Consider the following 25,491-nt stretch of genomic DNA (forward strand, 5'->3'; position numbering starts at 1 on the left):
CCGACGGCGGGGCGGGCTGGGCCGCGGAGAAGCGAGGGCCCGGGCCCCCGCCGGGACCCGGACCCTCACGTTCGATGCGGCCTGACCACCCCGGGATCAACGCGCGCGGTCACTCAGAACGGCCCGACCGGTGCCGCGATCAGTACGCGCGGTCACTCAGAACGGCCCGACCGGTGCCGCGATCAGCGCGCGCTCCCGGTCAGCTGCCGCCACTTGGGGCTGAGCGCGATCGCCTTCAGCTGCTCGGTGGTCAGCGCCGGCTCCGCGCGGGTCGCGGCCTCGTGCTGGGCGGCGGTGTTGAACGAGGAGACGACAACCCGGAAGCCGTCCGTGGCCATGGTGTCGGCGCTCCACCAGACGACGCCCGCACCGCCCTTCTCGCCGGGCCGCTTGTCCAGCTTCACGACGGTGCCGTCGGGCAGGGTCTGGACGTCGCCCGTGCCGAAGAGGTCGTCGCGGACGTCGTTCATGTGGGGCTGCACGTCGATCCCGACGAGGCTCGCGCCCTTGCCGTCGTCGACGACCAGGTAGCCGTAGCCCTGTTCGCCGCCCTTGTCGACGACCTTGAGGCCCTTGCCCTTGGGCAGCAGCGAGCGCAGGGTCGCCTGGACGACGGCGGGGCTGGGCTCCGCCGGCGGGGCGGCGTCACCGGCGGTCGGCTTCCCCTTCGGGGGCACGGGAACGGGGAGCTGCTTCAGCAGCGGACGCCAGCCGTCCGCCAGCACCAGCGACTTGAGCTGGGCCGCGCCGAACGGCGGGGTCTCGCGGCTGATCTCGGCGCCCTTCTCGGCCGGCGCGTTGTACTCGCTGGCGTCGACGATGAAGCCGTCCGCGGTCAGCAGCACGGCCCGCCAGTTCTTGGTGAGGACCCGCTTGTCCGGGTACTCGTACCCCTGGAAGACCATGAGCCGCCCGCCGCCCGGCACCCGCGCGGTCGTGCAGGCGTCGTACGGGACGGCCGCCTTGTCCGGGCAGGTCACCTGGTCGAGACCGGTCTCGGCGCTCTTGCCGGCGCGGTAGAGGCCGACGGAGACGGCCGCCTTGCCCTTGCCGTCGTCGTAGATGCCGGAGACGGCCTGACCGGTGCCCCCGAGGTTGTCGATCTGCCAGTCCCCGGCCGGGGTGTTCGCCTTGAGGACGGCGGCGAGATCGGTGACGGGGATCTCGGCCATGCCCTTCCCCTGTTCGGCGGCGCCGCTGCTGCTGCCGCCCGGCTTGGGCCCGGCGACCGAGACCTGATCGGGGCCGCCGCTGCCGCCGAGGACCGAACCGCCGTACACACCGCCCACGCCGATCGCGGCGAGGGCGAGGGCGCCGCCGGTCACGGCCAGGCGGCGGCGGAACAGCCGGCGCCGGCCGCGGGCGAGCCCGCCGGTAACGAGCTCGCGCCGGTCGTCGGCGGCGAAGCCTTCGCCGGTGTGACGCAGGACCGCGCCGAGCTCCTCCTCGAAGTATCCGTCCGTCGGGTCGAGCTCGTCGTGCGGTCCGTGCTCTCCGTATTGAGGCATGCCGAGATCACCGTCTCCGGTTCGTGGGTGGGAAAAGTATGGGGTCGGCGGGCGGCGGGGCCGCCGGCCGGGGTCAGCGGGCGGCGAATTCGGCGATGCTTCCGCCGAGCCGTTCCCGCAGCTTCGCCAGAGCGCGCACCGAGCGGGTGCGGACGGCGGCCGAGCTGACGTGCAGGGCGTCCGCGGTCTCCTCGATGCTGCGGTCCTCCCAGTAGCGCAGGACCACCACCGCCCGGTCCTTGGGCGCGAGGCCGGCGAGGGCGTCGAGCAGGGCGATCCGCAGGGCAGGGTCCTCGCCGGTCTCGGGAGCCCGGTCGGGCAGCTCCCCGAGGGGGCGCTCGGTGGCCGAGCGGCGCCTCCGGTGGCTGAGGAAGGTCCGTACGAGCACGGTCTGGGCGTAGCCCGCGGGGTTTCCGATGCGGTTCGCCCGCCCCCAGAGGGCGTACATCCGGCCCAGGGTCTCCTGCGTCAGATCCTCGGCGAGATGGGTGTCGCCGCTGGTCAGAAGGCATGCCGAGCGGAACAGATGCCCCGTACGGGCGGAGGCGAACTCCAGGAACTCGTCCGCGCGGGACGTTCTCATGCCCCTCCCCTCCATCGCTGTCACGAGTTCGCTTGTGTGGTGCGTCGTGGTGCTTCTCGGCGCTCGTTCGCGCCTACACCTCACTGACGCGATGGGCCGGGGGAAATGTTTCACCCCGTTTTTCGGGGCGGGAGGGCTCTGCAAGGCGCTCGGGGGGCTCCGCAGGGACTTCGGGCGGGCTCCGCGAAGGACTTCGGGTGTACTCATAGGAACAAACGGTCGGAAACGGGGTAATGCTGGAGTATGAACACTTTCCTCGTGGATTCGGCACAGGTCACCACGGCGGCCGGTGTCTGGCAGTCCGGCCTCGGGCAGGTCATCGGCGGTCTCGTCGTGGTCTTCGTCCTGATCGGTGCCTTCGCGCTCGGTATCAGGCTCAAGAACAAGGAACTCCCCCCGCCCGACCCCGAGACCCAGCCCCACCGGCCCGACACCGACGCACTCCCCGGTGAGACGACCGAGTACCGCCGGCCGGCGGAGATGCCGCAGACCGACGGCGAGCACCGGCTCATGCCCTACCAGCTCAAGGACGGCTCCGAGCCCAACCCCGACCCGCCGACCGAGGAGAAGCGCAAGTGGGGCGGGATCTCCAGCGGAGGCTTCGGCAGCGGCGGACCCGGCCACGGCGACTGACGCCGCCCGACGGACGCGCACGCCGTGCTCACCGTGAGCGTGGAGGAGCACCGGACGCGACTGCGCGCGGTCGCGTTCCGGTTGCTCGGCTCGTACGACGAGGCCGACGCCGCCCTGACGGCGGCCGGCTCCCGCCTGACCGGTTCCGAGGCGGACCTGGACGCCCTCGCCCGGGTGTGTCTGGACCTCCTGCGCTCGCGCGAGGCGCGGCGCGAGCCCGGAGACCGGGCGAACCGGCCGCCCGTACCCGATGACCCACGAGGGCCGGAGGAAGCGGTCCTGGACACGATGCCGCCCTCCGAGCGGCTGGCCTTCGTGCTGCACGACGCCTTCGGCGTGCCGAACGAGGAGATCGCGCCCGTCGTCGACCTGACCCCCGCCGCCACCCGCCAACTGGTCGCGCGGGCGCGACGCCGGGTCCAGGGCACGGAAGAGATGCCCGAACCGGACCCGGCGCGCCAGCAGGAGGCCGTCGCGGCGTTCCTGGCGGCCGCGCGGGCGGACGACACGGAGGCGCTCCTCGCGCTGATGGACCCGGACGTGGTGCTGCGGGCCGACGCCGAGGCGGTACGGACCGGGACCGAGCCCGCGCACGGGGCGTACGCGGTGGCGCGGAGCCTGGCGGGACGGACCCGTGAGGCCCGCCTCGCCCTCGTCGACGGCGCGGCGGGCCTGGTGCGGTCGGCACCGGGCGGCGGACCGGAGGCGGTTTTCGCGTTCACCGTCCTGGACGGCCGGATCACGGCGGTGGACGTCCTGGCAGCCCGGGACACCCTGGACGCACTGGCGCTCACCGGGCCCGCCTGACGGCGACGGTCCACGGGCGAACGGGCCGACGGCCGACGAACAGGCGGGCCGATCACCGGTGAAAGGGCCGCCCGACCACCGACGGAGGGGCCACTGACGGAGGGCCTCACGCCCAGCCGGGCGGCCGCCCGACCACCCGCGACCGGGCCACCGACGGAGGGCCCGACGCCCAACCGGGCCGACCGACGACCGACCACCGACAACCGACGACGGCGGGCGCGCGGCCTAGCTACCGGCGGACGACCTGATCCCGATCATGTTCCCGTCCGCGTCCTTCACGGTGGCCACCTGCATGCCGCCGCCGACGTCCTGCACGTCCTGCACGGCCTGGGCCCCGGCGGCGAGCAGGCTCTGGAGCGTGCCGGGCAGGTCGTCGACGTCCCAGAAGGGCACGGCCCCGGTCAGCCCCTTCCCGTGGCCGTTGGGGTCGAGCCCGTAGTGCCGGCCGTCGACGTCGAAGCCGACGTAGTACGGCTCGTCGATGCTGGGCCCGGTCCCGAGCAGCGCGGTGAGCAGGGCCTTGCCGCGGTCGAGGTCCGAGACGGGAAAGATCACCGTGTTCATGGGCATGAGGTGCTCCTCAGGGATGGCGGCGAGCAGGGCCGGAGACAGGGGAAGCGAACGCTCCCCCCGCCATGACACCCGCCGCCCGCGCCCGGGGCGCGCCGAGACGGCGCCGGGCAGACCCGAACGGGTCACACGCCGCCGACAGGCTCCCCCGACGGCGCCCCGGCCACCCGCCCGGCCCGCTCGGCGATGTGGGCGGGCGGTTCGATCCCGGCCGGCAGCAGCGGATCCGCCACCGGCTCACCGAACCGGGTGACGAGCGGCAGCACGCCGGCCCAGAGCCCGAGCTCGGCGTCCGGCCCGTCACCGTCGTCCGGGGGCCCGCTCGCGATCTTCACCGAGGCCTCGGTGAGGTCGAGCGCCACGAGCGAGGTCGCGGCGAGTTCCTTGCGGCTCGGCTGCCGCACGTACTCCCACTGCCCGGGCGAGGACTGCTCGGTGAGCGCGCGCAGCCCGCGCAGCTTCTCCTCGGGATCGGTCACGAGGCGCGGGACGCCGTAGATCATGGCGCTGCGGTAGTTCACGCCGTGCTCGAAGACGGACCGCGCGAGCACGAGCCCGTCGATGTGCGTGACGTTGAGGCACACGACGCCGTCGGGGGCCTGCACGAGACTCCGGCTGGCGACGGAGCCGTGCACGTAGACGCGGTCGCCGTCGACCCCGTACACCGTGGGCACCACCATCGGGGTGCCGTCCACGACGACTCCGAGGTGACAGAGGAAGCCGGCGGCGAGCACGGCGTCCAGATCGGCCCGCCGGTGGCTCCCCTTCTCCCGCATCCGCCGCAGCCGCGTGCGCTCGGTGACCTCGAGCTCCTCACCCATCCGGTGTCCTCCCCGTTCTCCTGGCCGTGCCCGCCACCCTATTGGCACCCTTCAGGGGTCACTCGAACGTGGTGCGGGACGGCCGACGGGCACCTTCGGGGCGGTGAGGGGCATAGGGTCCGTTGGCATGGCAGGTGTGCGACGAGACCGGGGAGTGGAAGTGGGGGACGTGGCGATCGAGGCGCGGTCCGAGCGGGAGGAGCCGGAGGGCGACCCGGCCCCGCCGGCCGGTCGCAAGCCGAAGCGCGGCCGCCCCGCCTGGCTGGAGCTGCCGCTCCTGGCCGCGATCGCCCTGGTGATGGCCTTCCTTATCAAGACGTTCCTGCTCCAGGCCTTCCTGATCCCGTCGGGCTCCATGCAGAACACGCTGCAGCAGGACGACCGCGTCCTGGTCGACAAGCTCACCCCGTGGTTCGGGGCGGAGCCCGACCGGGGCGAGGTCGTGGTCTTCCGCGATCCCGGTGACTGGCTGGCGGGCCGCCCGGTGGCGGAGCCCAACGCGGCCCAGAAGTTCCTGAGTTTCATCGGCCTGATGCCGGCGGCCGGCGAACAGCACCTGATCAAGCGGGTCATCGGCGTCGCCGGGGACACGATCGAGTGCAAGGGCACGGGCCCGCTGAAGGTGAACGGCAAGCCGCTCGACGAGCCGTACGTCTTCGCCGGCAACACCCCGTGCAGCACGGACGCGCCCGGCCAGTTCAAGGTCACGGTCCCGAGCGGCCACCTGTGGGTGATGGGCGACCACCGCCAGAGCTCCCTGGACTCCCGCTACCACCAGTCCGACCCGCGCGGCGGCATGGTCCCCCTGACCGACGTCGTGGGCCGCGCCGTCGTCATCGCCTGGCCGGTCTCCCACTGGGACACCCTCCCGGTCCCGGACACCTTCGACCAGCCGCACCTGACGCCGACCAACTGAGCCCGGTGCGGGGCCCGTCCGCCCCGCGACCGGCCGGGCGGGCCCTGGGCGCGCCCCGCGCGGACTCCTCCAGCCGCCCAGATCACCCTTCCGCCCCGCAGCGGCTCCCCGACCGGCACCTCGCGACAGGCCGTAACGGGAGCCGGGCGCGGCGTCCCTCGCCCGCCGGATCGGCGTCCACCGCGACGGTCATGACGCCGAGGCCGAAGCGCACACCGCCGCGATCGTGCAGGCGCTGGGACCAGCGCCCCACCGTCCGCCCGTGCCGGATCCGCCGCCGCGTCCGCTGAACCACGAAGCCCCAGGTCAGAGTTGATCTGACCTGGGGTTTCAACTGAGCCGCCTCCGGGATTCGAACTCGAGACCTCACGCATGACGAGTTCACAACTTCCAGCGGCAGCGGTGGGTGACTGGTCGCGTATCGCCGGCACGCAGGCAGCGTGAGAACCGCATGCGATACCCGATCCACCTGAGATCACACCGTCCGAGAAGAGGATTCGCATCATCGAGCGAACTTGCCCCTGGCATGGGCTTTTGGCAGCTTTTGGTAATGATCTCGGGCCTAGCCTCGGGGAGGACGCGCGGATGCGCGCCGCCACCTCACTCTCGAGAAAGGGCAATCATGGCGACCGCCACCACTGACCCGATCAGCCTCAAGCTGGACCAGATGTTCGCCGCCACCGACACCGACGGTGACGGCTACGTCGACTGGAGCGACTACCAGCACATCGTCGACCGCTACCTCGCCGCTTACAAGATCGGCAAGAGGGACCTCCGGGCGCAGGCGCTGCTGGCTTCGTACCAGATGCAGTGGGCCGAGCTGCTGCGTCACGCGGACGGCGCCAACCGTCTCTCCAAGGAGCAGTACCACTTCGCCATCCGCGCGGTGAGCGTGGACACCAGCCGCTTCAACATGGTCGAGGGCGTGCCGCACGCCGTCTTCGACATCATGGACACCGACGGCGACAACACCATCAGCCAGGCCGAGTTCAAGAAGTACTTGGACGTCTGGAACATCACCGACCCCGGCGCCATGGACACCTTCGCCCAGCTGGACACCGACGGTGACGGATGCATCAGCCGACACGAGTTCATCCGCGCCGTCAGGGAGTTCTTCTACTCCTCGGACCTGGACGCCCCCGGCAGCCTGATCTTCGGACGCCTGTCCGACTGACACGCGAGGCTGCACACGGGCAGCAAGCCCGCCGTGAGGCGGATGGGAGACACGTTCCTCCCTCAGCTCCGGCCGCAGATCCCCGGGCCCGCCGAACCCCCGGCTGGGACCAGAACTGAGACCACGGCCACGCGCGCGGCACGGTCCCGACTCCGTCGCCGCGTCCGCTGAAACCAGAGAACCCCAGGTCAGATTGAATCTGACCTGGGGTTCAGTCTGAGCCGCCTTCGGGATTCGAACCCGAGACCTACGCATTACGAGTGCGTTGCTCTGGCCAACTGAGCTAAGGCGGCATGCCGTGCGTCCCATGGTGGGTGCAGCAGCGTCGCCAAGTCTACACAGTTTCCGGGGGTGCTCCGACCACCCCCCGTGGAGGCCGGCGCGGGGGCTATGAGCAGCGCTTTCCGTCCTTGGGGGCGGTGCCTTCCAGGAGGTAGGCGTTGATCGCGGTGTCGATGCAGTCGCTGCCGCGGCCGTAGGCGGTGTGGCCGTCGCCCTCGTAGGTGAGAAGGGTGCCGGAGGAGAGCTGGTCGGCGAGGGACCGGGCCCACTTGTAGGGGGTGGCGGGGTCGCGGGTGGTGCCGACCACGACGATCGGGGCGGCGCCCTCGGCGGTGATGCGGTGGGGGCGGCCGGTGGCCGGGGTGGGCCAGTAGGTGCAGTTCAGGGCCGCCCAGGCGAGATTGCGGCCGAAGACCGGCGAGGCCTTCTCGAAGGACGCCACTGAGGCGTCGACGTCCGCCGGGCCGGTGAAGGCCGGCGGCAGGTCCAGGCAGTTCACGGCGGCGTTGGCGAACATCAGGTTCGCGTACGAGCCGTCCGGCTCCCGCTCGTAGTAGCTGTCCGCCAGGGCGAGCAGCGACGCGCCGTCGCCGCTCATGGCCTGGGTCAGCGCCTCCCGCAGCTGCGGCCAGGCGGCCTCGTCGTACATCGCGGTGATCACACCGGTCGTCGCGAGGGACTCGCCCAGCTGCCGGCTCTCGCCCGTCGGCAGCGGCTTCGCGTCGGTCTCCCGGAAGAAGCGCTGGAGGTTGGCGAGGGCCGCCGGGACGGAGTCCGTGCCCAGCGGGCAGTCGCTCTGCTTCACGCAGTCCGCGGCGAAGGCCTCGATCGCGGTCTGGAAGCCTCCGGTCTGCTCGCGATTGAGGTCCTCGGCGGACAGGGACGGGTCCATCGCCCCGTCGAGGACCAGCCGCCCGACCCGCTGCGGGAACAGCTCGGCGTACGTCGCGCCGAGGAACGTCCCGTACGAGGCGCCCACGTACGAGAGCTTCTCGTCGCCGAGGACCGCCCGCACGATGTCCATGTCGCGCGCCGCCTCCACGGTCGAGACGTGCGGCAGCACCTTGCCCGAGCGCTTCTCGCAGGCCGCCGCGAAGTCCTTGTACGCCCCCTCCAGCGCCTTCTTCTCTGCCGCGCTGTCGGGCGTCACGTCCGCCTGCGTGTACGTGTCCATCTGCGGGCCGGTCAGGCACTCGACCGGCTCGCTGCGGGCCACGCCCCGCGGGTCGACGCCCACGAGGTCGTACCGCGCCCGGACCGGGGCGGGGTAGCCGATGCCCGCGTACCCCTGGAGGTAGCCCACGGCGGAGCCGCCGGGGCCGCCCGGGTTGACCAGGAGGGAGCCGAGCCGCTTGCCGGGGCCGGTGGCCTTCGCCCGGGAGACGGCGAGATCGATCTGGGCGCCCTCCGGCTTCGCGTAGTCGAGCGGGGCCCGCACGGTGGCGCACTGGAAGTTCGCCACACCGCAGTCCCGCCAGGACACCTTCTGCGTGTAGTACTTCTGCAGCGAGGCGGCCGGCGCCCCGGAGGTGGTGGACGGCGCGGGCGCGGCCGCGCCGCTGCCGCTCGTGCAGCCCGACAGGATCAGCCCGGCCGCCGCGAGGGCCGTGGTGGAGGTGCGGAAGAGGCGCCTGGAGTCCATCCCCGGAGCGTATCGGGACCAGTACGTACCGTGTCCAATCGCCCTTGCGGGCGCCCCGGCCCGTGCGCCCGGGTCGTCCCCGGGTGGGGGCGACCGTGTCACGGGCGGCGTCAGTCGCGCAGCGCCATCGTCATCGCCTCGACCGCGAGCAGCGGCGCCACGTTCCGGTCCAGGGCCTCGCGACAGGCCAGCACGGCCTCGATCCGGCGCAGGGTGCGCTCGGGGGTCGTGTCGCGGGCGATCCGCTCCAGGGAGTCCCGCACGTCCTCGTTGGCCAGGTCGGACGCCGCCCGCAGTTGGAGGGCGAGCACATCGCGGTAGAAGCCGGTGAGGTCGGTGAGGGCGAGGTCGAGGCTGTCGCGCTGGGTCCGCGTACGGCGCCGCTTCTGGCGCTCCTCCAGCTCCTTCATCGCGCCGGCCGTGCCCCGCGGCATCCGGCCGCCCTGGGCCGCACCGAGCGCCGCCTTCAGCTCCTCGGTCTCCTTGACGTCGACCTCTTCGGCGACCTGCTTGGCATCCTCGGTCGCCGCGTCGATCAGCTCCTGCGCGGCTCGCAGCCCGCCGCCGACGTCCCCGACCCGGAGCGGCAGCTTCAGCACCACGGAGCGGCGGGCCCGCGCCCGCTCGTCCGTGGCGAGCCGCCGCGCGCGGTCGATGTGGCCCTGGGTGGCCCGGGCCGCCGCATGGGCGGTCTCCGGCTCGATGCCGTCCCGGCGGATCAGCAGGTCGGCGACGGCCGCGACGGAGGGCGTGCTCAGCGACAGGTGCCGGCAACGGGAGCGGATCGTCGGCAGCACGTCCTCCAGGGACGGCGCGCACAGCAGCCAGACCGTGCGGGGCGCGGGCTCCTCCACCGCCTTCAGGAGGACGTTGGCCGCGCCCTCGGTCAGGCGGTCGGCGTCCTCGAGGACGATCACCTGCCAGCGCCGGCCTGCCGGGGAGAGCTGGGCCCGGCGGACCAGGTCGCGGGTCTCCTTCACACCGATGGAGAGCAGGTCGGTGCGCACCACCTCGACGTCGGCGTGCGTGCCGATGAGCGCGGTGTGGCAGCCGTCGCAGAAGCCGCAGCCCGGCGCCCCGCCGAGCGCCCGGTCCGGGCTCACGCACTGCAGCGCCGCCGCGAACGCCCGGGCCGCCGTGTCCCGCCCGGCCCCCGGCGGGCCGGTGAACAGCCAGGCGTGCGTCATCTTGGACGCCTCGGGAGCGGGCTCGCCGGCGGCCTGCGCGGTCACGAGCGCGTCGGCGTCGCGCGCGGCGGCGGCGAGCTGCTCCTCGACCCGCGGCTGACCCACCAGGTCGTCCCATACGGCCATGTCTGCTGCCCCTCCTCAGGTACGCGTCCCATTGTGGGGCACCGCTCTGACACTCCCGCCGGTCCGGCGGGAGTGCCACGGCCTGGGCCGGACCGCTCAGCGGCGGCGGCCGCGCCGGTCGTCGTCCTCGTCGTCGAAGGTGCCGAGCAGCTCGTCCGCCAGCGTCGGCAGGTCGTCCAGCGGCGTCTCCTCGGCCCAGTCGGAGCGGCGCCTGGGCCGGCCGTGCTCGTCGAGTTGGGGCAGCTCACGGGTCCGGTCGTTCGCCCCGGGCTGCTCCTCGCGCCCGTCGCGCCCGTCCCGCTCGTCGCGGAAGAAGTCCTGCGGCACCCGGTCGACCGGATCGTTCCCCCGGACGGACGGGAGTACGGCGGTCTCGTCGACCTCCCGGATCCGCGGGATGACGGTGGTCTCGTCGTCCAGCTTCACGATCGGGGTGGGGACGGTGATCTCGTTGGGGGAGACGGTCGGCGCGGCGTCGTCCTCCGGCGTCGCCGCCGACTTGCCGCCCCGGCGGCCGGCCGGCGTCGCGTCCGGCTGCACGATCGGGGTCGCCACGGTGATCTCGTTCGCCGACTCCGCCGCCTTGGCGGCGGCAGCGGCACGCGCCGCGGCGGCCTTCTCGGCGGCAGCGCGCTCGGCTGCCGCCCGCTCGGCCGCGGCCTTGTCCGACGCCGCCTTCTCCACGGCGGCCTTCTCCGCCGCCGCCTTCGCCTCGGCCTCCTGCCGAGCGGCCTCCGCCGCACGCGCGGCCTCCGCCGCCGCCTTACGGGCGGCCGCCTCGGCAGCCTCCTCCGCGGCGCGGCGGGCGGCATCCTCGCTCGCCTTGCGGGCGGCCTCCTCCGCCGCCTTCGCCGCGGCGGCCTCCGCGAGCTTGCGGGCCTCCTCGGCACGGATCAGGGCCTCTTCGGCCTTGCGCTGCTTCTCCAGGCGGCGCTCCTCGGCCTCGGCCCGCAACCGGGCCTCCTCCTCGGCCTGCTTGCGGCGCCGTTCCTCCTCCTCGCGGCGGGCCTTCTCCTCGGCCTCGCGCCGCCTGCGCTCCTCCTCGGCGGCGATCCGGGCCTCCTCTGCCCGCTGCCGGGCCTCCTCGGCCTGGCGCTCGGCCTCCCGCCGGCGTGCCTCTTCCTCCTCGGCCTTGCGCCGCGCCTCCTCCTCGGCGCGCAGCTTGGCGAGCTGCTCCTGGCGCTCGCGCTCCAGGCGCTCCTCCTCGGCCTTGCGGGCGGCCTCTTCCTCGGCGCGCCTGCGGGCGTCCTCCTCGGCCTTGCGGCGGGCCTCCTCCTGGGCCTTCACCTCGGCCTCGGAGAGCGGCAGCATCCGGTCGAGCCGGTGGCGGACGACGGTGGTGACGGCCGCGGGCTCCTGGCCTGCGTCGACGACCAGGTAGCGGCCGGGGTCACCGGCGGCGAGGGCGAGGAAACCGGCCCGCACGCGCGCGTGGAACTCCGGCGGCTCGGACTCGAGCCGGTCGGGGGCCTCGGTGAAGCGCTCTCGGGCGGTCTCCGGGGAGACGTCGAGGAGCACGGTGAGGTGGGGGACGAGCCCGCCGGTCGCCCAGCGGTTGATGCGGGCGATCTCGGTCGGGGACAGGTCGCGGCCGGCGCCCTGGTAGGCGACGGACGAGTCGATGTAGCGGTCGGAGATGACGACCGCGCCGCGCTCCAGGGCGGGCCGGACGAGGGAGTCGACGTGCTCGGCGCGGTCGGCGGCGTAGAGCAGGGCCTCGGCGCGGTTGGACAGTCCGGCGCTGGAGACGTCGAGCAGGATCGAGCGGAGCCGCTTGCCGATCGGCGTGGCGCCGGGCTCACGGGTGACGACGACCTCGTGGCCCTTCGCGCGGATCCATTCGGCGAGCGCCTCGACCTGGGTGGACTTGCCGGCGCCGTCGCCGCCCTCCAGGGCGATGAAGAAGCCGGTCGCCGACCGGGCCTCGGCCGGGTCGGCGCCGCGGACCGCGTCGCGCAGGTCGCGGCGGAGCGGGACACCGGCCCGGTCGTCGGTCTTGGCGAGGACGAGCGCGGCGACGGGCAGGAGCAGCGCGCCGACCAGCATGAGGGTGAAGGCGGCGCCGCCGTGGGCGAAGACGAAGCTGCCGGAGGCGAGCCGGTGCGGGCCGATCGCGGCGGCGAGCAGCGGGGCGCCGAGGGCGCCGACTCCGATGCCGACGCGGACGACGGCCTGCAGGTGCTCGGTGAAGCGGGCCCGGCGGGGCTCCTCGGTCTCCTGGTCGACGAGGTTGTGGCCGGTGCGGGCGGCGACCCCGGCGGCGTAGCCGGCGAGGACGGCGAGCATCAGCACGGTCGCGGTGTCCGGTACGAGGCCCATCGCGAGCAGGGCGATACCGGTGACGGCGACCGCGAGGGCGAAGAGCCGGCGCCGGGAGAGCACGGTGAGGACGGCACCGGCGGTGCGGATGCCGACGGCGGTGGCGCCGCTGAGCGCGAGGATCAGCAGCGCGTACGTGACGGGCCCGCCGCCCAGGTCGTACGCGTGGAGCACGGCGACGGACGCGGCCGCGGCGATGGCCGCGGCGACGGTGGCGCAGGCCAGGACGAGCAGCCCGAGGGCGCCGGTACGGCCCTTCTCGGCTCCCTGGTCACCCGGGGCGGACGGCCGGCGCAGGCCCTCCAGCGGCGAGCGGGGCCGCGGGGTCTGGCCGCCGGGCAGCTCCAGGGCGTACAGGACGGAGACGGAGGCGGCGAAGAGCCCGGCGGCGACGTAGGAGCCGAGGGCGGCCTGGTGCAGGTCGAACCAGTCGATCCCGGCGCCGAGCAGGTTGCCGAGGAGCGTCGCGAGCAGCAGGACGGCGGCGGCCGCGGGCACCGCGAGGAAGCTGGTGCGCAGGCTGAGCGTGCGCAGCGCGCCGAGGTGGTCGGGCAGCGGCCGGACGGCGGCGCCCTCGATCGGCGGGGCGGGCAGCAGCGCGGGCGCGGCGCCCTCCTTGGCGATCGTCCACAGGCGTTCGGCGGCGCCGGTGACGAAGACGGTGCCGAGCAGGAACCAGAGCGCCTTGCCGGGGGTCCAGTCGATCCACAGCGGCGCGATGACGAGCAGCGCGACCCGGACGACGTCGGCGCCGATCATGGTCCAGCGGCGGTCGAGCGGGCCGCCGGGCGCGGTCAGCGCGGTGAGCGGGCCGAGCAGGACGGCGCCGAAGAGGGCGGCGGCGAGCATCCGCGCGCCGATGACGGCGGCCACGGCGAACGCGGCGCCCCGGTATCCGCCACCGAGCGCGCCGGTCGCGACGGCCGCCTGGAGACCGAGCAGGATCAGGACGATCAGGGCGAGGGCGTCGCCGGTGCCGCCGACGAGCTGGGCGCTCCACAACCTCCGCAGGGGTTGATGGCGCAAGAGGGCCCGTACGGCACGCTCGCGGGAATCGGCGACGAGTGCGGCGTCGGTGTCTGGCTGCTCTGCTCGCGTCATCCGTCCACCCTATCCGGACGCCCTTGCTCCTCGCGGCCTTCGCCCGAACAAAGAAGCGGGGAGGGAGGAGGCCGCGGCCCCCTCCCTCCCCGCGGTGTCGGGAGAGTCACTCCGGAAGGTCACTCCGGCTTCGCGGCCGCCGTCTTCTTGGCAGCCGCGGCCGTCGTCTTCTTGGCCGTCGTGGTCTTCTTCGCCGCCGTCTTCTTGGCGGCGGTCTTCTTCGCCGTGGTGGTCTTCTTGGCGGCGGTCTTCTTCGCCGGCGCCTTCTTGGCCGTCTTCTTCGCGGGACCCTTGGCCCGCTTCTCGGCGAGCAGCTCGTAGCCACGCTCGGGCGTGATCGTCTCCACGCTGTCGCCGGTGCGCAGGGTGGCGTTGGTCTCGCCGTCCGTCACGTACGGGCCGAAGCGCCCGTCCTTGACGACCACGGGCTTCTCGCTGACGGGGTCGTTGCCGAGTTCCTTCAGCGGGGGCTTGGCGGCGGCCCGGCCACGCTGCTTGGGCTGGGCGTAGATCGCCAGCGCCTCCTCCAGCGTGATCGTGAACAGCTGCTCCTCCTCGGTGAGGGAGCGCGAGTCCGTGCCCTTCTTCAGGTACGGGCCGTAGCGGCCGTTCTGCGCGGTGATCTCGACGCCCTCGGCGTCGGTGCCGACGACGCGCGGCAGCGACATCAGCTTGAGCGCGTCCTCCAGGGTCACCGTGTCCAGGGACATCGACTTGAAGAGGGAGGCGGTGCGCGGCTTGACCGCGTTCTTGCCGGTCTTCGGGGTGTCCTCGGGCAGGATCTCGGTCACGTACGGGCCGTAGCGGCCGGCCTTGGCGACGATCTCGTTGCCGCTGACCGGGTCGGTGCCCAGCTCGAAGTCGCCGCTCGGCTTGGCGAGCAGCTCCTCGGCGTGCTCGACGGTGAGCTCGTCGGGGGCGAGGTCGTCGGGGACGTCGGCGCGCTGGTGGCCTTCCTGGTCCTTCTCGCCGCGCTCGACGTACGGGCCGTAGCGGCCGACGCGCAGCACGATGCCGGCGCCGACGGGGAAGGAGGAGATCTCCCGGGCGTCGATGGCGCCGAGGTCGGTGACCAGCTCCTTCAGTCCGCCGAGGTGGTCGCCGTCGCCGTTCCCGGCGTCGGCGGCACCGGAGCCCTCGGGGCCGCCCTCGCCGAAGTAGAAACGCTTCAGCCACGGCACCGCCTGGGCCTCGCCGCGCGCGATGCGGTCGAGGTCGTCCTCCATCCGGGCGGTGAAGTCGTAGTCGACCAGCCGCCCGAAGTGCTTCTCCAGGAGGTTGACGACGGCGAAGGAGAGGAACGACGGCACGAGCGCCGTCCCCTTCTTGAAGACGTAGCCGCGGTCGAGGATGGTGCCGATGATGGAGGCGTAGGTCGACGGGCGGCCGATCTCGCGCTCTTCCAGCTCCTTGACCAGGCTGGCCTCGGTGTAGCGGGCCGGCGGCTTGGTCGCGTGGCCGTCCGCCGTGATCTCCTCGGCGGCGAGCGCGTCACCCTCGGCGACCTGCGGCAGGCGCCGCTCGCGGTCGTCGAGCTCCGCGTTCGGGTCGTCGGCGCCCTCCACGTAGGCCTTCATGAAGCCGTGGAAGGTGATCGTCTTGCCGGAGGCCGAGAACTCGACGTCCCGGCCGTCGGCGGCGGCGCCGGCGATCTTGACGGTGACCGAGTTACCGGTCGCGTCCTTCATCTGGGAGGCGACGGTCCGCTTCCAGATCAGCTCGTAGAGCTTGAACTGGTCGCCGGTCAGTCCGGTCTCCGCCGGGGTGCGGAAACGATCACCCGAAGGGCGAATCGCCTCGTGCGCCTCCTGGGCGTTCTTGACCTTGCCGGCGTAGACGCGCGGCTTCTCCGGCAGGTACTCGGCGCCGTACAGCTGCGTGACCTGGGCGCGGGCCGCCGAGACGGCGGTGTCGGACAGCACGGTGGAGTCCGTACGCATGTAGGTGATGAAGCCGTTCTCGTACAGCTTCTGCGCCACCTGCATCGTCGCCTTCGCACCGAAGCCGAGCTTCCGGCTCGCCTCCTGCTGGAGGGTCGTGGTGCGGAAGGGGGCGTACGGCGAGCGGCGGTACGGCTTCGACTCGACCGAGCGGACGGCGAAGCGGGTGTCGGCGAGGGAGGCGGCGAGCGCGCGGGCCTTCTCCTCGTCGAGGTGGAGCACGTTCGCGGTCTTCAGCTGTCCGTCGGCACCGAAGTCACGGCCCTGGGCGACCCGCTTGCCGTCGACCGTCGCGAGCCGCGCGACCAGCGAGGACGGGTCGGAGGAGTCGCCGGCGCGGCCGGTGGAGAAGGTGCCGGTGAGGTCCCAGTACTCGGCGGAGCGGAAGGCGATGCGCTCGCGCTCACGCTCGACGACGAGGCGGGTGGCGACGGACTGGACACGGCCGGCGGAGAGGCCGCGCATGACCTTCTTCCACAGGACCGGCGAGACCTCGTAGCCGTAGAGGCGGTCGAGGATGCGGCGGGTCTCCTGGGCGTCGACCATCCGCTTGTTCAGCTCGCGCGGATTGCGGACGGCCTGCTGGATCGCGTCCTTGGTGATCTCGTGGAAGACCATCCGGTGGACCGGGACCTTGGGCTTCAGGACTTCCTGGAGGTGCCACGCGATGGCCTCGCCCTCGCGGTCCTCATCGGTGGCGAGGAAGAGCTCGTCCGACTCGGCGAGCAGGTCCTTGAGCTTCTTGACCTGGGCCTTCTTGTCGGAGTTGACGACATAGATGGGCTGGAAGTCGTGTTCGACGTCGACACCGAGCCGACGCACCTCGCCCGTGTACTTCTCGGGCACCTCGGCGGCGCCGCTGGGGAGGTCGCGGATGTGCCCGACGCTCGCCTCGACGACGTAGCCGGGGCCGAGGTAGCCCTTGATCGTCTTCGCCTTGGCAGGCGACTCGACGATGACGAGTCGGCGGCCGCCCTGTGCGGTCTCGCTGGTCGGGGACAACTTCGCTCTTCTCTCCGGTCGACGCTCTCTTGCACGTACTGCGTACGTACGGCGCTGGCACGCACGGCAGCGGCACCCACGGTGACACTGCCGTCGCTGCGGAGTGTGACGGTACAACCCGCCCCCGTGTCAAACAGGGAAAGCCCGCAACGGCCACTCGAACGGTAACCCGACTCCTGCCTTTCCTGCCGCCCGGACTCCCGGACGGGCGGGGCGTCCATCCGGCCGGGCGCTCGTCACAGGCGCCCGAAGCACCAGATCCCGAGCACGAGGAAGACGGCGCCGAAGAGGGCGGTGAGGGCGGCGGCGGCGCGCGGCGCGACCCCGAGCGCGACGGGCTCCCCCTGCCGGACGCGGACGCCCGTCCAGAGCAGCAGCGCCGCTCCGAACAGCGTGAACGCCGCTCCCGCGAAGATCGCCGGCCCGCTCTCCATGCCCGTACCCCGTTCCGTCGCCCGTGGCTCTTCGGCCCCCGGAGCCGAGGCTGGCACCTCCCGGCGTCAGGGGGGCGAATTCGCGGTGAACGGCACGGACGGCCCCGAACGGTTTCACGAGGATGGCCGGTACTCCCCCTTCCTCCTCCCTTCCTTCGTCACCTCCCCAGTCGTCTCTCTCACATCGGCTCTCACGTGGGATCTCATGTGGGATCTCACATCCGATCCCTCCCGAGGGCTCTCGCACCGGCCGGCACATCACGTCGAGCGTGGCGCGGCGCCGGCTGCCCCGCTCGAAGAGCGCGAGCAGCACCACCGCGAGCACCGCGTAGCCCGCGCCGACCGGCAGCTCGGTCCCGAGCAGCCGCCCGTCGAGGCCGCCGCCCGCCGTGAGCCGGCGCGCCGCGTCCGCCGCATGGGTCAGCGGCAGCAGCTCGCCGGCGACGCGCAGCCCGTCCGGCAGGGTCTCCCGGGGCACGGCGGCGCCCGTCAGGAGCAGCAGGGCCGAGCTCGCCACGTTCGAGACCAGGAACACGTCGCGGAAGCGCAGCCCGAGCGCGCCGAGGGCGAGCCCGAAGGCCGAGCAGGCCGCGGCCCCCGCGAGCAGCACGAGACCGAGCCCGGGCAGGGCACCCGCCGGCACGGGCAGGCCGAGCACGGTCGCGGCCGCCGCGAGCACGAAGGCGCTGACCAGCAGCCCGTTGAGGACATACGGCAGAGCGCGACCCGCCCACAGCGGGACCCGGTGCCGGGGCGAGAGCAGGACGGCCCCGAGGGTGCCGTACCGGCGCTCGTTGGCGACGGCCATCGTGCCGCCGTACACGCAGGAGGCGGAAGCTGCGAGCACGGCGTTGCCGACGAGAGGGAAACGGGTGTCGGCGACGCCGAGTTCCCGCCCGAGGAAGACGAAGAAGAAGACCTGAAGCAGCGGCCCCACCAGCAGGGTTCCGATGAACATGGGCGGGCTCGTCCAGTTGAACAGGGCGCGGTACGAGAGGACCCCGCCGACGAGCAGAAGCCGCGCGGAGCCGAGGAAGCGGAACATCTCGGGGCCTTTCGGGGGCACGGTCTCGAACGGGAGGCCGGACGGGAGGTCACGCGACAGGCCCGGGCGACCGGGGCCGGGACGTCGGACCGTGCCCGGGCCACAGGCGACCTCGCCCGCACCGGCCGCCCGCGTCCGAACCGTCAGGCGACCGCGCCGAGGACGCCTTCCCCGACGAGCAGTGCGAGCAGCGAACGCCCGGTGTCCGTCAGCTGGTAGGAGACGGAGCGTCCCACCCGGTGCCGCGTGACCACGCCCGCGCCGGCGAGCAGCGACAGGTGCTCGGAGACGGTGCTGGGGGCGAGGCCCAGCCGGTCGGCGAGACCGGCGGCGGTGCGGGGCCCGGCCAGTTCGCGCAGGACGGCCGCCCGACCGCGCCCGAGCAGCAGACCGAGGCGGTCGTCGGCGGCGGGCTCCACCGGTTCGCGCAGCGCGGCGGCGCCCATGGCCTGGAAGGAGACGGCCGGCACCTCGGGGTCGTCGGTCGAGTAGAGCCGGCAGCCCTCCGCGAAGACGAGCGGCACGAGCACGAGCCGCCGCTTCCCCGCCGCGTACTCCGCCTCGACGTACTTGGTCAGTTCGAGCACGGGCCGCTCCCAGCGCGCCCGGCTCTCCAGGCCGCTGAACAGCGCGTCGACGCCCTCGGTGGCGAAGGTCCGGGCGCGGACGAGGACTTCGTCCTCGACGAGCCGCCGCATCACCGGCCAGTGCGGCGCGACGGCCTCCTCCCACCAGGCGGCGTACGCGTCGGCGAGCGCCGCGCAGGCGGCCTGCGGGTCCGTCAGATACGGCCGCAGGAACGGCTCGTCGGCCATGCCCGGTTAGCAGGCGGCGGCCTGCTCGCGGACGAACGCGGGGTCGGTGGCCCGGAGCAGGTCCAGCTCCTCGTACACGTCCGGGGTGCCGACCGGCCGGGGCAGCAGGAAGTCGGAGTCGTCGTACCGCCCTTCGGCGAGCAGGTCCCGCAGCGGCCTGAGCCGCTCGTCCTCCCGCCACACGGCGCGGGCATGACCCACCCACTCCTGGTACGGCCAGGACGGGGTCCGCCACGGAAGCTGGAGGTGCGGGGCGCAGAAGGCGTCCCGCAGCGGGCTCATCGCGATACGGGTCGCGCCGAGGGCGGCCTCGTCGAGCTCGATCCGTATCAAGCAGCGCCCCCGTCCCCGTCCCGGGCGGGCAGCAGGAAGCCCTCCTCCACGAGGAGCCGGATCGCCTGCGGGGTGCGGTCCCGCAGCATGACCGGGTCCTCGCCGGTGAGCTGACCGATGGCGTCGAGGATCCGCCCGGCGCTCAGCGTGCCGTCGCACACGCCGGCGAACCCGGCGGCGACGTGGTCGACCCGGGTGGCGCGCCGCATGCCCCGGTTCTGCCGCAGCAGCACGTGCTCGGGGTCCTCGGCGCCGGGCAGGCCGACCTGCTCCTGCACGACCTCGGGGGCGAGGACGAAGTGGTCGGCGAGCAGGGCCGCGTCGTCGTGGGCGCGTAGATAGTCCTGCCGCTCGAAGTGGGCCCGCACGGTGTCGCCGAGCGGCTGCTCGACGGGGTGCGGCCACTCCTCGACGACGATCGACTGCTCGACGGTGCCGGAGGCGACGTCGGGGTTCTTGCGGAGGGTGATCCAGCCGAAGCCGATCGCCTTCGTCCTGCGGGCCTCGAACTCGTCGAGCCAGCGCCCGTACGCCAGGCGGTACTCGTCCGGGTCGCCGCGGTGCTCACCGCTGTCACGCAGCCAGAGCTCGGTGTACTGGGTGACGTCCTGGACCTCGCGCTGCACGATCCAGGCGTCGCAGCCGCGCGGCACCCAGGAACGCAGCCGGTCCTGCCACTCCTCGCCGTCGACGTGCTGCCAGTTGGCGAGGAACTGGGCGTAGCCGCCGTCGTTGAGACGCTCCCCGGCCTCCTGCACGAGGGTGCGGCACAGGTCGTCGCCGCCCATGCCGCCATCCCGGTAGGTGAGCCCGGCTCCCGGGGAGATCACGAACGGCGGGTTGGAGACGATCAGGTCGTACGTGTCACCGTCGACCGGCTCGAAGAGCGAGCCCTGCAGCAGCTCGGCGCCGCGGGCCCCGGAGAGGGCGAGCGTGAGCCGGGTGAAGTCGAGGGCGCGCGCGTTGAGGTCGGTGGCGGTGACCAGGGTGGCGTGCTGCGCGGCGTGCAGGGCCTGGATGCCGGAGCCGGTGCCGAGGTCCAGCGCGGTGGCGACGGGCTTGCGGACGGTGATGCCGGCGAGGGTGGTGGAGGCTCCGCCGACGCCGAGGACGACCCCTTCGTCCTTCTTGCCGATGCCGCCGGCGCCGCCGACGGCGCAGCCGAGGTCGGAGACGATGAACCAGTCCTCGCCGTCCGGTCCGCCGTAGGGCCGCACGTCGACCGCGGCGTACACGGTGTCGTCCGCACGGACCAGCCAGCCGTCGGCGAGGGCCTCCTCCAGGGGCAGCGCGGCGGCGGCCCGCTCGTGCTCGACGGCCTGCTGGAGCAGGAAGAGGCGGACGAGGGTCTCCAGCGGGGAGTCCCCGCGGGTCGCCCGGAGGGCGGGCACGGTCTCGCTGCGCGCCAGGGCCGCGTAGGCCTGGGCGCCGAGCAGGTCGAGCAGGCCGTCGGCGGTGAAGTCGGCGGCGAGCAGGGCCTCGCGCAGTCGGACGGCGTGCGTGGGCACCGGAAGGCTGGGGGTCGTGCTGGTCGTACTCACGTGCCCCATTGTGACGGCCGCCACCGACAACCGTCGCCACCGACATCGGACGGGCCGGAGGACGCCGTCGCGGAGAGGCGCGGCGGCGGATCGGCGCGGGAGCCCAGTGGCGTGACGGCACGGCGGACGCTCTGAGCGGACGCGCGCGACGGACGGGCCGGAGACGGACGCTCTCAGCGGACGCGCGCGACGGACGGGCCGGGGACGGGCGCGACGAACGGCCGGCGTGGTGGTCGCCGGGCCGGGCCGTCCGCCGCGCCGTCGCGTCTGTCCGGGTGCTCCCGCCTGCGTCCTGAGCCCCCGCGTGCTGTGCCTCCGGGAAGGCCTACTGGCTCTTGGGGGAGGCGGTGGACTTGGCGGACGGGGTGGTGGCCGGGGCGCCGGCCTTCGGGGAGGCGCTCGCCGGGGCCGAGGCCTTCGGGGTCTGGCAGCCCGGCTGCTTGGCCATGGCCTGGCCGAGCTCGCCGGCCTGGAGCTTGGCGACGGCGTCCTGGTCCATGGTCTGGATCTTCGCCAGGCTGTCGGAGACGACCTTGAGACCGTCGGCGAACTTCTGCTGGTTCGTCGCGTCGAGCGCGTCGACCTGCTTCTTCAGCCCGTCGTACGCCACGGCCGTGGCGTTCAGCTCCTTGATGGCGTCCTGCTGGATCTTCTCGCCGTTGTCGACGGGCGGCGCCCCGGCGGACTCGACGGCCTTGGCGAGGGCGCGGTCGGCCGCGGCGATGTCCTGGAACGCCTTCGAGTCGGCGGCCTTGATCGTGGCGGGCTTGCTGTCGGCCGCCGTGGAGATGATCAGCTGGTTCGCGTTCGCCCGCTTCTGGATCTGCGGCTGCGCCTGGTCGCAGAAGGTCTTGGCCCAGTCGTTGACCTTGTCGCCCTCGTCGTCGCTGCAACCGGACAGCACGAGCATCAGTACCGCGCCGCCGGACAGTGCGGCCGCAAGCTTCTTGTTCACCGGATCGGTCCCTTCCAAGGCTCTCGGCCCCGGAACATACACGCCGTGCGGGTGACATCCACCGATCGTGCGACCGATTCATCCCATATTGCAGCCTTTTGAACCATGCAGACAGGGGCGGACGTCACGTCAGAACGCGACATCCGCCCCTGCTTTGACAGTGGCTCATCAAGCTTTGCCCGGTACGCCCTTACGGAGTCACCGCGGCGTCCTTCGAGGAACCGTCCCGGTCCTGCGAGTCGTTCCCCATGACCACCGAACGCCGCTTGGAGACGCGGACGGCACCCACGATGACGGCGACCGCCACGACCGCGACCAGGGCCCGCAGCCAGACGCTGGCGTCGTCCCCGTAACTGAACTGCACGACCGCCGGGGCGATCAGCAGCGCGACCAGGTTCATCACCTTCAGGAGCGGGTTGATCGCCGGCCCTGCGGTGTCCTTGAAGGGGTCGCCGACCGTGTCACCGATGACGGTCGCCTCGTGGGCGTCGCTGCCCTTGCCGCCGTGGTGCCCGTCCTCGACCAGCTTCTTGGCGTTGTCCCAGGCACCGCCGGAGTTGGCGAGGAAGACGGCCATCAGCGCACCGGTGGCGATCGCCCCGGCGAGGTACGAGCCGAGCGGGCCGACGCCGAGGGTGAAGCCGACCGCGATCGGCGCCATCACGGCGAGCAGCCCGGGCGTGGCGAGCTCGCGCAGGGCGTCCTTGGTGCAGATGTCCACGACCCGCCCGTACTCGGGGGTCTCGCTGTAGTCCATGATCCCGGGGTGCTCGCGGAACTGCCGCCGCACCTCGTAGACCACCGCCCCGGCCGACCGGGACACCGCGTTGATGGCGAGCCCGGAGAAGAGGAAGACGACCGCGGCGCCGAGCACCATCCCGAAGAGGTTGTTGGGGCGCGAGATGTCCATGGACAGGTTCATCTCGCTCGCCTTCGCCCCGACGTCGGCGACCGAGGTCGCGATGGCGTCCCGGTAGGAGCCGAAGAGCGCGGCGGCGGCGAGGACGGCCGTGGCGATCGCGATGCCCTTGGTGATCGCCTTGGTGGTGTTGCCGACGGCGTCGAGGTCGGTCAGGACCTGCGCGCCCGCGCCCTGGACGTCGCCGGACATCTCCGCGATGCCCTGGGCGTTGTCGGAGACCGGGCCGAAGGTGTCCATGGCGACGATCACGCCGACCGTGGTGAGCAGCCCGGTGCCCGCGAGCGCGATCGCGAACAGCGCCAGCATGATGGAGGCACCGCCCAGCAGGAACGCCCCGTAGACGGCGAGGCCGATCAGCAGCGCGGTGTAGACGGCCGACTCCAGGCCGATGGAGATGCCGGCGAGGACGACGGTGGCGGGGCCGGTCAGCGAGGACTTGCCGATGTCCCGCACCGGGCGCCGGTCGGTCTCGGTGAAGTAGCCGGTGAGCTGCTGGATCAGGGCGGCGAGCACGATGCCGATGGCCACCGCGACGAGGGCGAGGACCCGCGGGTCGCCGCCGTGAGTGGGGATTCCGGGCTCGGTGACGCCCTTGAGGTCGGCGTAGGAGGACGGCAGGTAGGCGAAGACGGCCACGGCGACGAGCGCGAGCGAGATCAGCGCCGAGATGAAGAAGCCGCGGTTGATCGCCGTCATCCCGCTGCGGTCGGCGCGCCGCGGGGCCACCGCGAAGATGCCGATCATCGCGGTGACCACGCCGATCGCCGGCACGATCAGGGGGAAGGCGAGGCCGAGGTCGCCGAAGGCGGCCTTGCCGAGGATGAGGGCGGCGACCAGGGTCACCGCGTACGACTCGAAGAGGTCGGCGGCCATGCCCGCGCAGTCGCCGACGTTGTCGCCCACGTTGTCCGCGATCGTGGCGGCGTTGCGCGGGTCGTCCTCGGGGATGCCCTGCTCGACCTTGCCGACCAGGTCGGCGCCGACGTCGGCGGCCTTGGTGAAGATGCCGCCGCCGACCCTCATGAACATCGCGATGAGCGCGGCACCGAGGCCGAAGCCCTCCAGGACCTTCGGCGCGTCGGCCGCGTAGACGAGCACGACGCAGGACGCGCCGAGCAGTCCGAGCCCCACCGTGATCATGCCGACCACTCCGCCGGTGCGGAACGCGATCTTCATGGCCCGGTGGGCGACAGAGGTCAGGTCCTTCTCCGGTTCCCCCTCCGCCGGGGTGGCCTCCCGGGCCGCCGCCGCGACCCGCACGTTCGCCCTTACCGCGAGCCGCATCCCGATGTATCCCGTGACCGCCGAGAAAAGCGCGCCCACCAGGAAGAACAGGGACCGTCCGGCCCGTTGCGACCAGTTGTCGGCCGGCAGCAGGAAAAGCAGGAAGAACACGACGACGGCGAACACGCCGACCGTGCGCAGCTGCCGGGCGAGATAGGCGTTGGCGCCCTCCTGCACGGCGGCCGCGATCTTCTTCATGGTTTCCGTGCCCTCGCCGGCCGCGAGGACCTGTCGTACGAGGAGTCGGGCCACGACCAGCGCCGCGAGCGCGACGGCTGCGACGACGACCACGATCACGCGGTTCTCCTCAGTGAGCACCGCGGCTGCAAGACCCGCCATTCCGTCCTCCTTGACGTCGCGAGGTCAAGACAAGCCGGATTGTAAGGAGGGAAACCTGATCAAAACAGGCCGCCGCAATGAGAATTCCGGAATACCTCACAAGTACCGCCGAATGCGGTAATGGGACGAAAGCATTCGCCGACGGCGGGCGGCTCCTTCGCGGCACCGCGAAAACGAGAAGAGGCCCTGCGGGGCGGGGCCTCTTCTCACATTCTCGGGCGGACCGGGCCGTCCGGGTGACAGACCACCCCGGCCGAGAGGCGCTCGGGCACCGGACGGCCGGACGATCGGGCGTCCGGCGCTCAGGTGAGCGCGGCGTCCGGGTTGGCCGGCCAGCTCATCCTGATGGTGCCGCCGTCCTCGCGGGCGCTCACCTCGAAGTCGTCGACGAGGCCGCGGATCACCGCGAGCCCCATCTCGTCCTCGCCGTCCGCGTCGTCGTAGTCCTCGGCCGGAGCCGCGTCCCGCGCGCCGGGCACGCCGGCGGCGTCCGCAGCCGCCACGCCCGCTCCCGGCACCTCGTCGCCGACCTCGATGGAGAAGGTCTTCTCCTCCTCGGTCAGCACGACCCGGACCGGGGTGGTGACCCCGTTGCTCCGATGCAGGCCGACCGCGCGGGAACAGGCCTCGCCGACGGCGAGCCGGACCTCGTCGAGGACCGCCTCGTCGACCCCGGCCCGGCGGGCGACCGCGGCGGCCACGAGGCGGGCCGTGCGGACGTGCTCGGGCTGGGCGCTGAAGAGGAGTTCAACGGTGGCCATGCAATCCCCCTGGGATTCTCGGCGACGGCTGCGCGCGACCTCAGTCGGCCGCGTTGATGGCCTCTTCGACCGACGTGTGGATCGGGAACACCTTGGTGAGGCCGGTGATCCGGAAAATCTTGAGAATGCGCTCCTGGTTGCAGACCAGGCGCAGCGATCCCTCATGCGCGCGCACGCGCTTCAGTCCGCCCACAAGCACGCCGAGACCGGTCGAGTCGAGGAAGTCCACGCCTTCCATGTCGACAACCAGGTGGTAGCTGCCGTCGTTCACCAACTCGACCAACTGCTCGCGCAGCTTGGGCGCGGTATACACATCAATCTCGCCACCGACCTCGACGACCGTACGGTCGCCATTGGGGCCGGGCACAGTGCGAGTCGACAGAGACAGGTCCACGGGTCCTCCAGCACCTAGCTATCGAGCGGCCGTCCCTCGGGACCCCCGTGCGGAGCC

20 protein-coding genes, 1 tRNA gene and 1 pseudogene are annotated in these 25,491 nt (G+C 72.8%); 4 read left to right on the forward strand and 18 right to left on the reverse strand.

The window, feature by feature from the left end:
• Positions 1-182 precede the first annotated feature (182 nt).
• Together ACIRQF_RS13655 and ACIRQF_RS13660 are read right to left on the reverse strand one after the other, a co-directional pair.
• Entirely contained in the window at positions 183-1,508 is a 1,326-nt protein-coding gene (locus tag ACIRQF_RS13655) for a hypothetical protein (protein WP_404091964.1), read from the reverse strand.
• A 73-nt stretch (positions 1,509-1,581) separates the two neighbouring features.
• Complete coding sequence (locus ACIRQF_RS13660; protein WP_376626650.1) at positions 1,582-2,091, reverse strand: SigE family RNA polymerase sigma factor; 510 nt, start codon at positions 2,089-2,091, stop codon at positions 1,582-1,584.
• A gap of 243 nt (positions 2,092-2,334) precedes the next feature.
• On the opposite strand from ACIRQF_RS13660, the gene ACIRQF_RS13665 reads away from it, so the two are divergent.
• Positions 2,335-2,724 (forward strand): DUF6479 family protein, encoded by a 390-nt coding sequence (locus ACIRQF_RS13665; RefSeq protein ID WP_376626652.1) that lies wholly within the window; start codon positions 2,335-2,337, stop codon positions 2,722-2,724.
• Between the two features lie 24 nt (positions 2,725-2,748).
• Complete coding sequence (locus tag ACIRQF_RS13670) at positions 2,749-3,531, forward strand: sigma factor-like helix-turn-helix DNA-binding protein (RefSeq protein WP_404091969.1); 783 nt, start codon at positions 2,749-2,751, stop codon at positions 3,529-3,531.
• Between the two features lie 225 nt (positions 3,532-3,756).
• Here ACIRQF_RS13670 and ACIRQF_RS13675 read toward each other — a convergent pair whose 3' ends face one another.
• Together ACIRQF_RS13675 and ACIRQF_RS13680 are read right to left on the reverse strand one after the other, a co-directional pair.
• Positions 3,757-4,101, reverse strand: coding sequence for a VOC family protein (locus tag ACIRQF_RS13675; RefSeq protein WP_376626656.1), 345 nt, complete (start codon positions 4,099-4,101; stop codon positions 3,757-3,759).
• Between the two features lie 125 nt (positions 4,102-4,226).
• Positions 4,227-4,922, reverse strand: coding sequence for a pyridoxamine 5'-phosphate oxidase family protein (locus tag ACIRQF_RS13680; RefSeq protein ID WP_376626658.1), 696 nt, complete (start codon positions 4,920-4,922; stop codon positions 4,227-4,229).
• A gap of 127 nt (positions 4,923-5,049) precedes the next feature.
• On the opposite strand from ACIRQF_RS13680, the gene lepB reads away from it, so the two are divergent.
• Together lepB and ACIRQF_RS13690 are read left to right on the forward strand one after the other, a co-directional pair.
• Positions 5,050-5,838: a signal peptidase I gene (lepB, locus tag ACIRQF_RS13685; RefSeq protein WP_389750874.1), complete on the forward strand. Its 789-nt coding sequence runs from the start codon at positions 5,050-5,052 to the stop codon at positions 5,836-5,838.
• A 622-nt stretch (positions 5,839-6,460) separates the two neighbouring features.
• Positions 6,461-7,012, forward strand: a complete 552-nt coding sequence (locus ACIRQF_RS13690; protein WP_404091973.1) for an EF-hand domain-containing protein — start codon at positions 6,461-6,463, stop codon at positions 7,010-7,012.
• 219 nt (positions 7,013-7,231) lie between these two features.
• On the opposite strand, the gene ACIRQF_RS13695 is transcribed toward ACIRQF_RS13690, so the two are convergent.
• The 14 genes and pseudogenes from ACIRQF_RS13695 to ACIRQF_RS13760 form a co-directional block, all read right to left on the reverse strand.
• A tRNA-Thr gene (locus ACIRQF_RS13695) sits at positions 7,232-7,305 on the reverse strand.
• A gap of 95 nt (positions 7,306-7,400) precedes the next feature.
• Positions 7,401-8,936: an alpha/beta hydrolase gene (locus ACIRQF_RS13700; RefSeq protein ID WP_404091976.1), complete on the reverse strand. Its 1,536-nt coding sequence runs from the start codon at positions 8,934-8,936 to the stop codon at positions 7,401-7,403.
• Positions 8,937-9,046: 110 nt separating this feature from the next.
• The gene (locus ACIRQF_RS13705) at positions 9,047-10,249 is read right to left on the reverse strand and encodes a DNA polymerase III subunit delta' (RefSeq protein ID WP_376626664.1); all 1,203 of its coding nucleotides are present in this window, start codon (positions 10,247-10,249) and stop codon (positions 9,047-9,049) included.
• 96 nt (positions 10,250-10,345) lie between these two features.
• A complete protein-coding gene (gene tmk, locus ACIRQF_RS13710; RefSeq protein WP_404091980.1) occupies positions 10,346-13,669 on the reverse strand; it encodes a dTMP kinase in 3,324 nt (1,107 codons plus the stop codon).
• Between the two features lie 119 nt (positions 13,670-13,788).
• The gene (gene topA, locus ACIRQF_RS13715; RefSeq protein ID WP_382477105.1) at positions 13,789-16,611 is read right to left on the reverse strand and encodes a type I DNA topoisomerase; all 2,823 of its coding nucleotides are present in this window, start codon (positions 16,609-16,611) and stop codon (positions 13,789-13,791) included.
• A gap of 236 nt (positions 16,612-16,847) precedes the next feature.
• Positions 16,848-17,045 carry a hypothetical protein gene (locus tag ACIRQF_RS13720; protein ID WP_376626670.1) on the reverse strand — a complete coding sequence of 66 codons (198 nt, stop codon included), beginning with the start codon at positions 17,043-17,045 and terminating at the stop codon, positions 16,848-16,850.
• A 352-nt stretch (positions 17,046-17,397) separates the two neighbouring features.
• A pseudogene (locus ACIRQF_RS13725) lies at positions 17,398-18,090 on the reverse strand (ABC transporter permease); the annotation flags it as partial.
• 143 nt (positions 18,091-18,233) lie between these two features.
• On the reverse strand, positions 18,234-18,905 hold the full coding sequence (locus tag ACIRQF_RS13730; RefSeq protein WP_404091983.1) for a winged helix-turn-helix domain-containing protein: 672 nt from the start codon (positions 18,903-18,905) through the stop codon (positions 18,234-18,236).
• A 6-nt stretch (positions 18,906-18,911) separates the two neighbouring features.
• The gene (locus ACIRQF_RS13735) at positions 18,912-19,238 is read right to left on the reverse strand and encodes a hypothetical protein (protein WP_404091986.1); all 327 of its coding nucleotides are present in this window, start codon (positions 19,236-19,238) and stop codon (positions 18,912-18,914) included.
• Positions 19,235-20,788 (reverse strand): methyltransferase, encoded by a 1,554-nt coding sequence (locus tag ACIRQF_RS13740; protein WP_404091988.1) that lies wholly within the window; start codon positions 20,786-20,788, stop codon positions 19,235-19,237. The genes ACIRQF_RS13735 and ACIRQF_RS13740 overlap by 4 nt, the downstream gene beginning before the upstream one ends.
• A gap of 316 nt (positions 20,789-21,104) precedes the next feature.
• Positions 21,105-21,734 (reverse strand): small secreted protein, encoded by a 630-nt coding sequence (locus ACIRQF_RS13745; RefSeq protein WP_376626680.1) that lies wholly within the window; start codon positions 21,732-21,734, stop codon positions 21,105-21,107.
• Positions 21,735-21,924: 190 nt separating this feature from the next.
• Positions 21,925-24,279 carry a sodium-translocating pyrophosphatase gene (locus ACIRQF_RS13750; protein ID WP_376626681.1) on the reverse strand — a complete coding sequence of 785 codons (2,355 nt, stop codon included), beginning with the start codon at positions 24,277-24,279 and terminating at the stop codon, positions 21,925-21,927.
• A 302-nt stretch (positions 24,280-24,581) separates the two neighbouring features.
• The gene (locus ACIRQF_RS13755) at positions 24,582-25,040 is read right to left on the reverse strand and encodes an ATP-binding protein (protein WP_376626683.1); all 459 of its coding nucleotides are present in this window, start codon (positions 25,038-25,040) and stop codon (positions 24,582-24,584) included.
• Positions 25,041-25,080: 40 nt separating this feature from the next.
• Positions 25,081-25,434 carry an STAS domain-containing protein gene (locus ACIRQF_RS13760; RefSeq protein WP_265865258.1) on the reverse strand — a complete coding sequence of 118 codons (354 nt, stop codon included), beginning with the start codon at positions 25,432-25,434 and terminating at the stop codon, positions 25,081-25,083.
• Between the last annotated feature and the right edge of the window lie 57 nt (positions 25,435-25,491).

It is taken from the genome of Streptomyces sp. NPDC101191 (assembly GCF_044767915.1).
Lineage (GTDB): Bacteria > Actinomycetota > Actinomycetes > Streptomycetales > Streptomycetaceae > Streptomyces.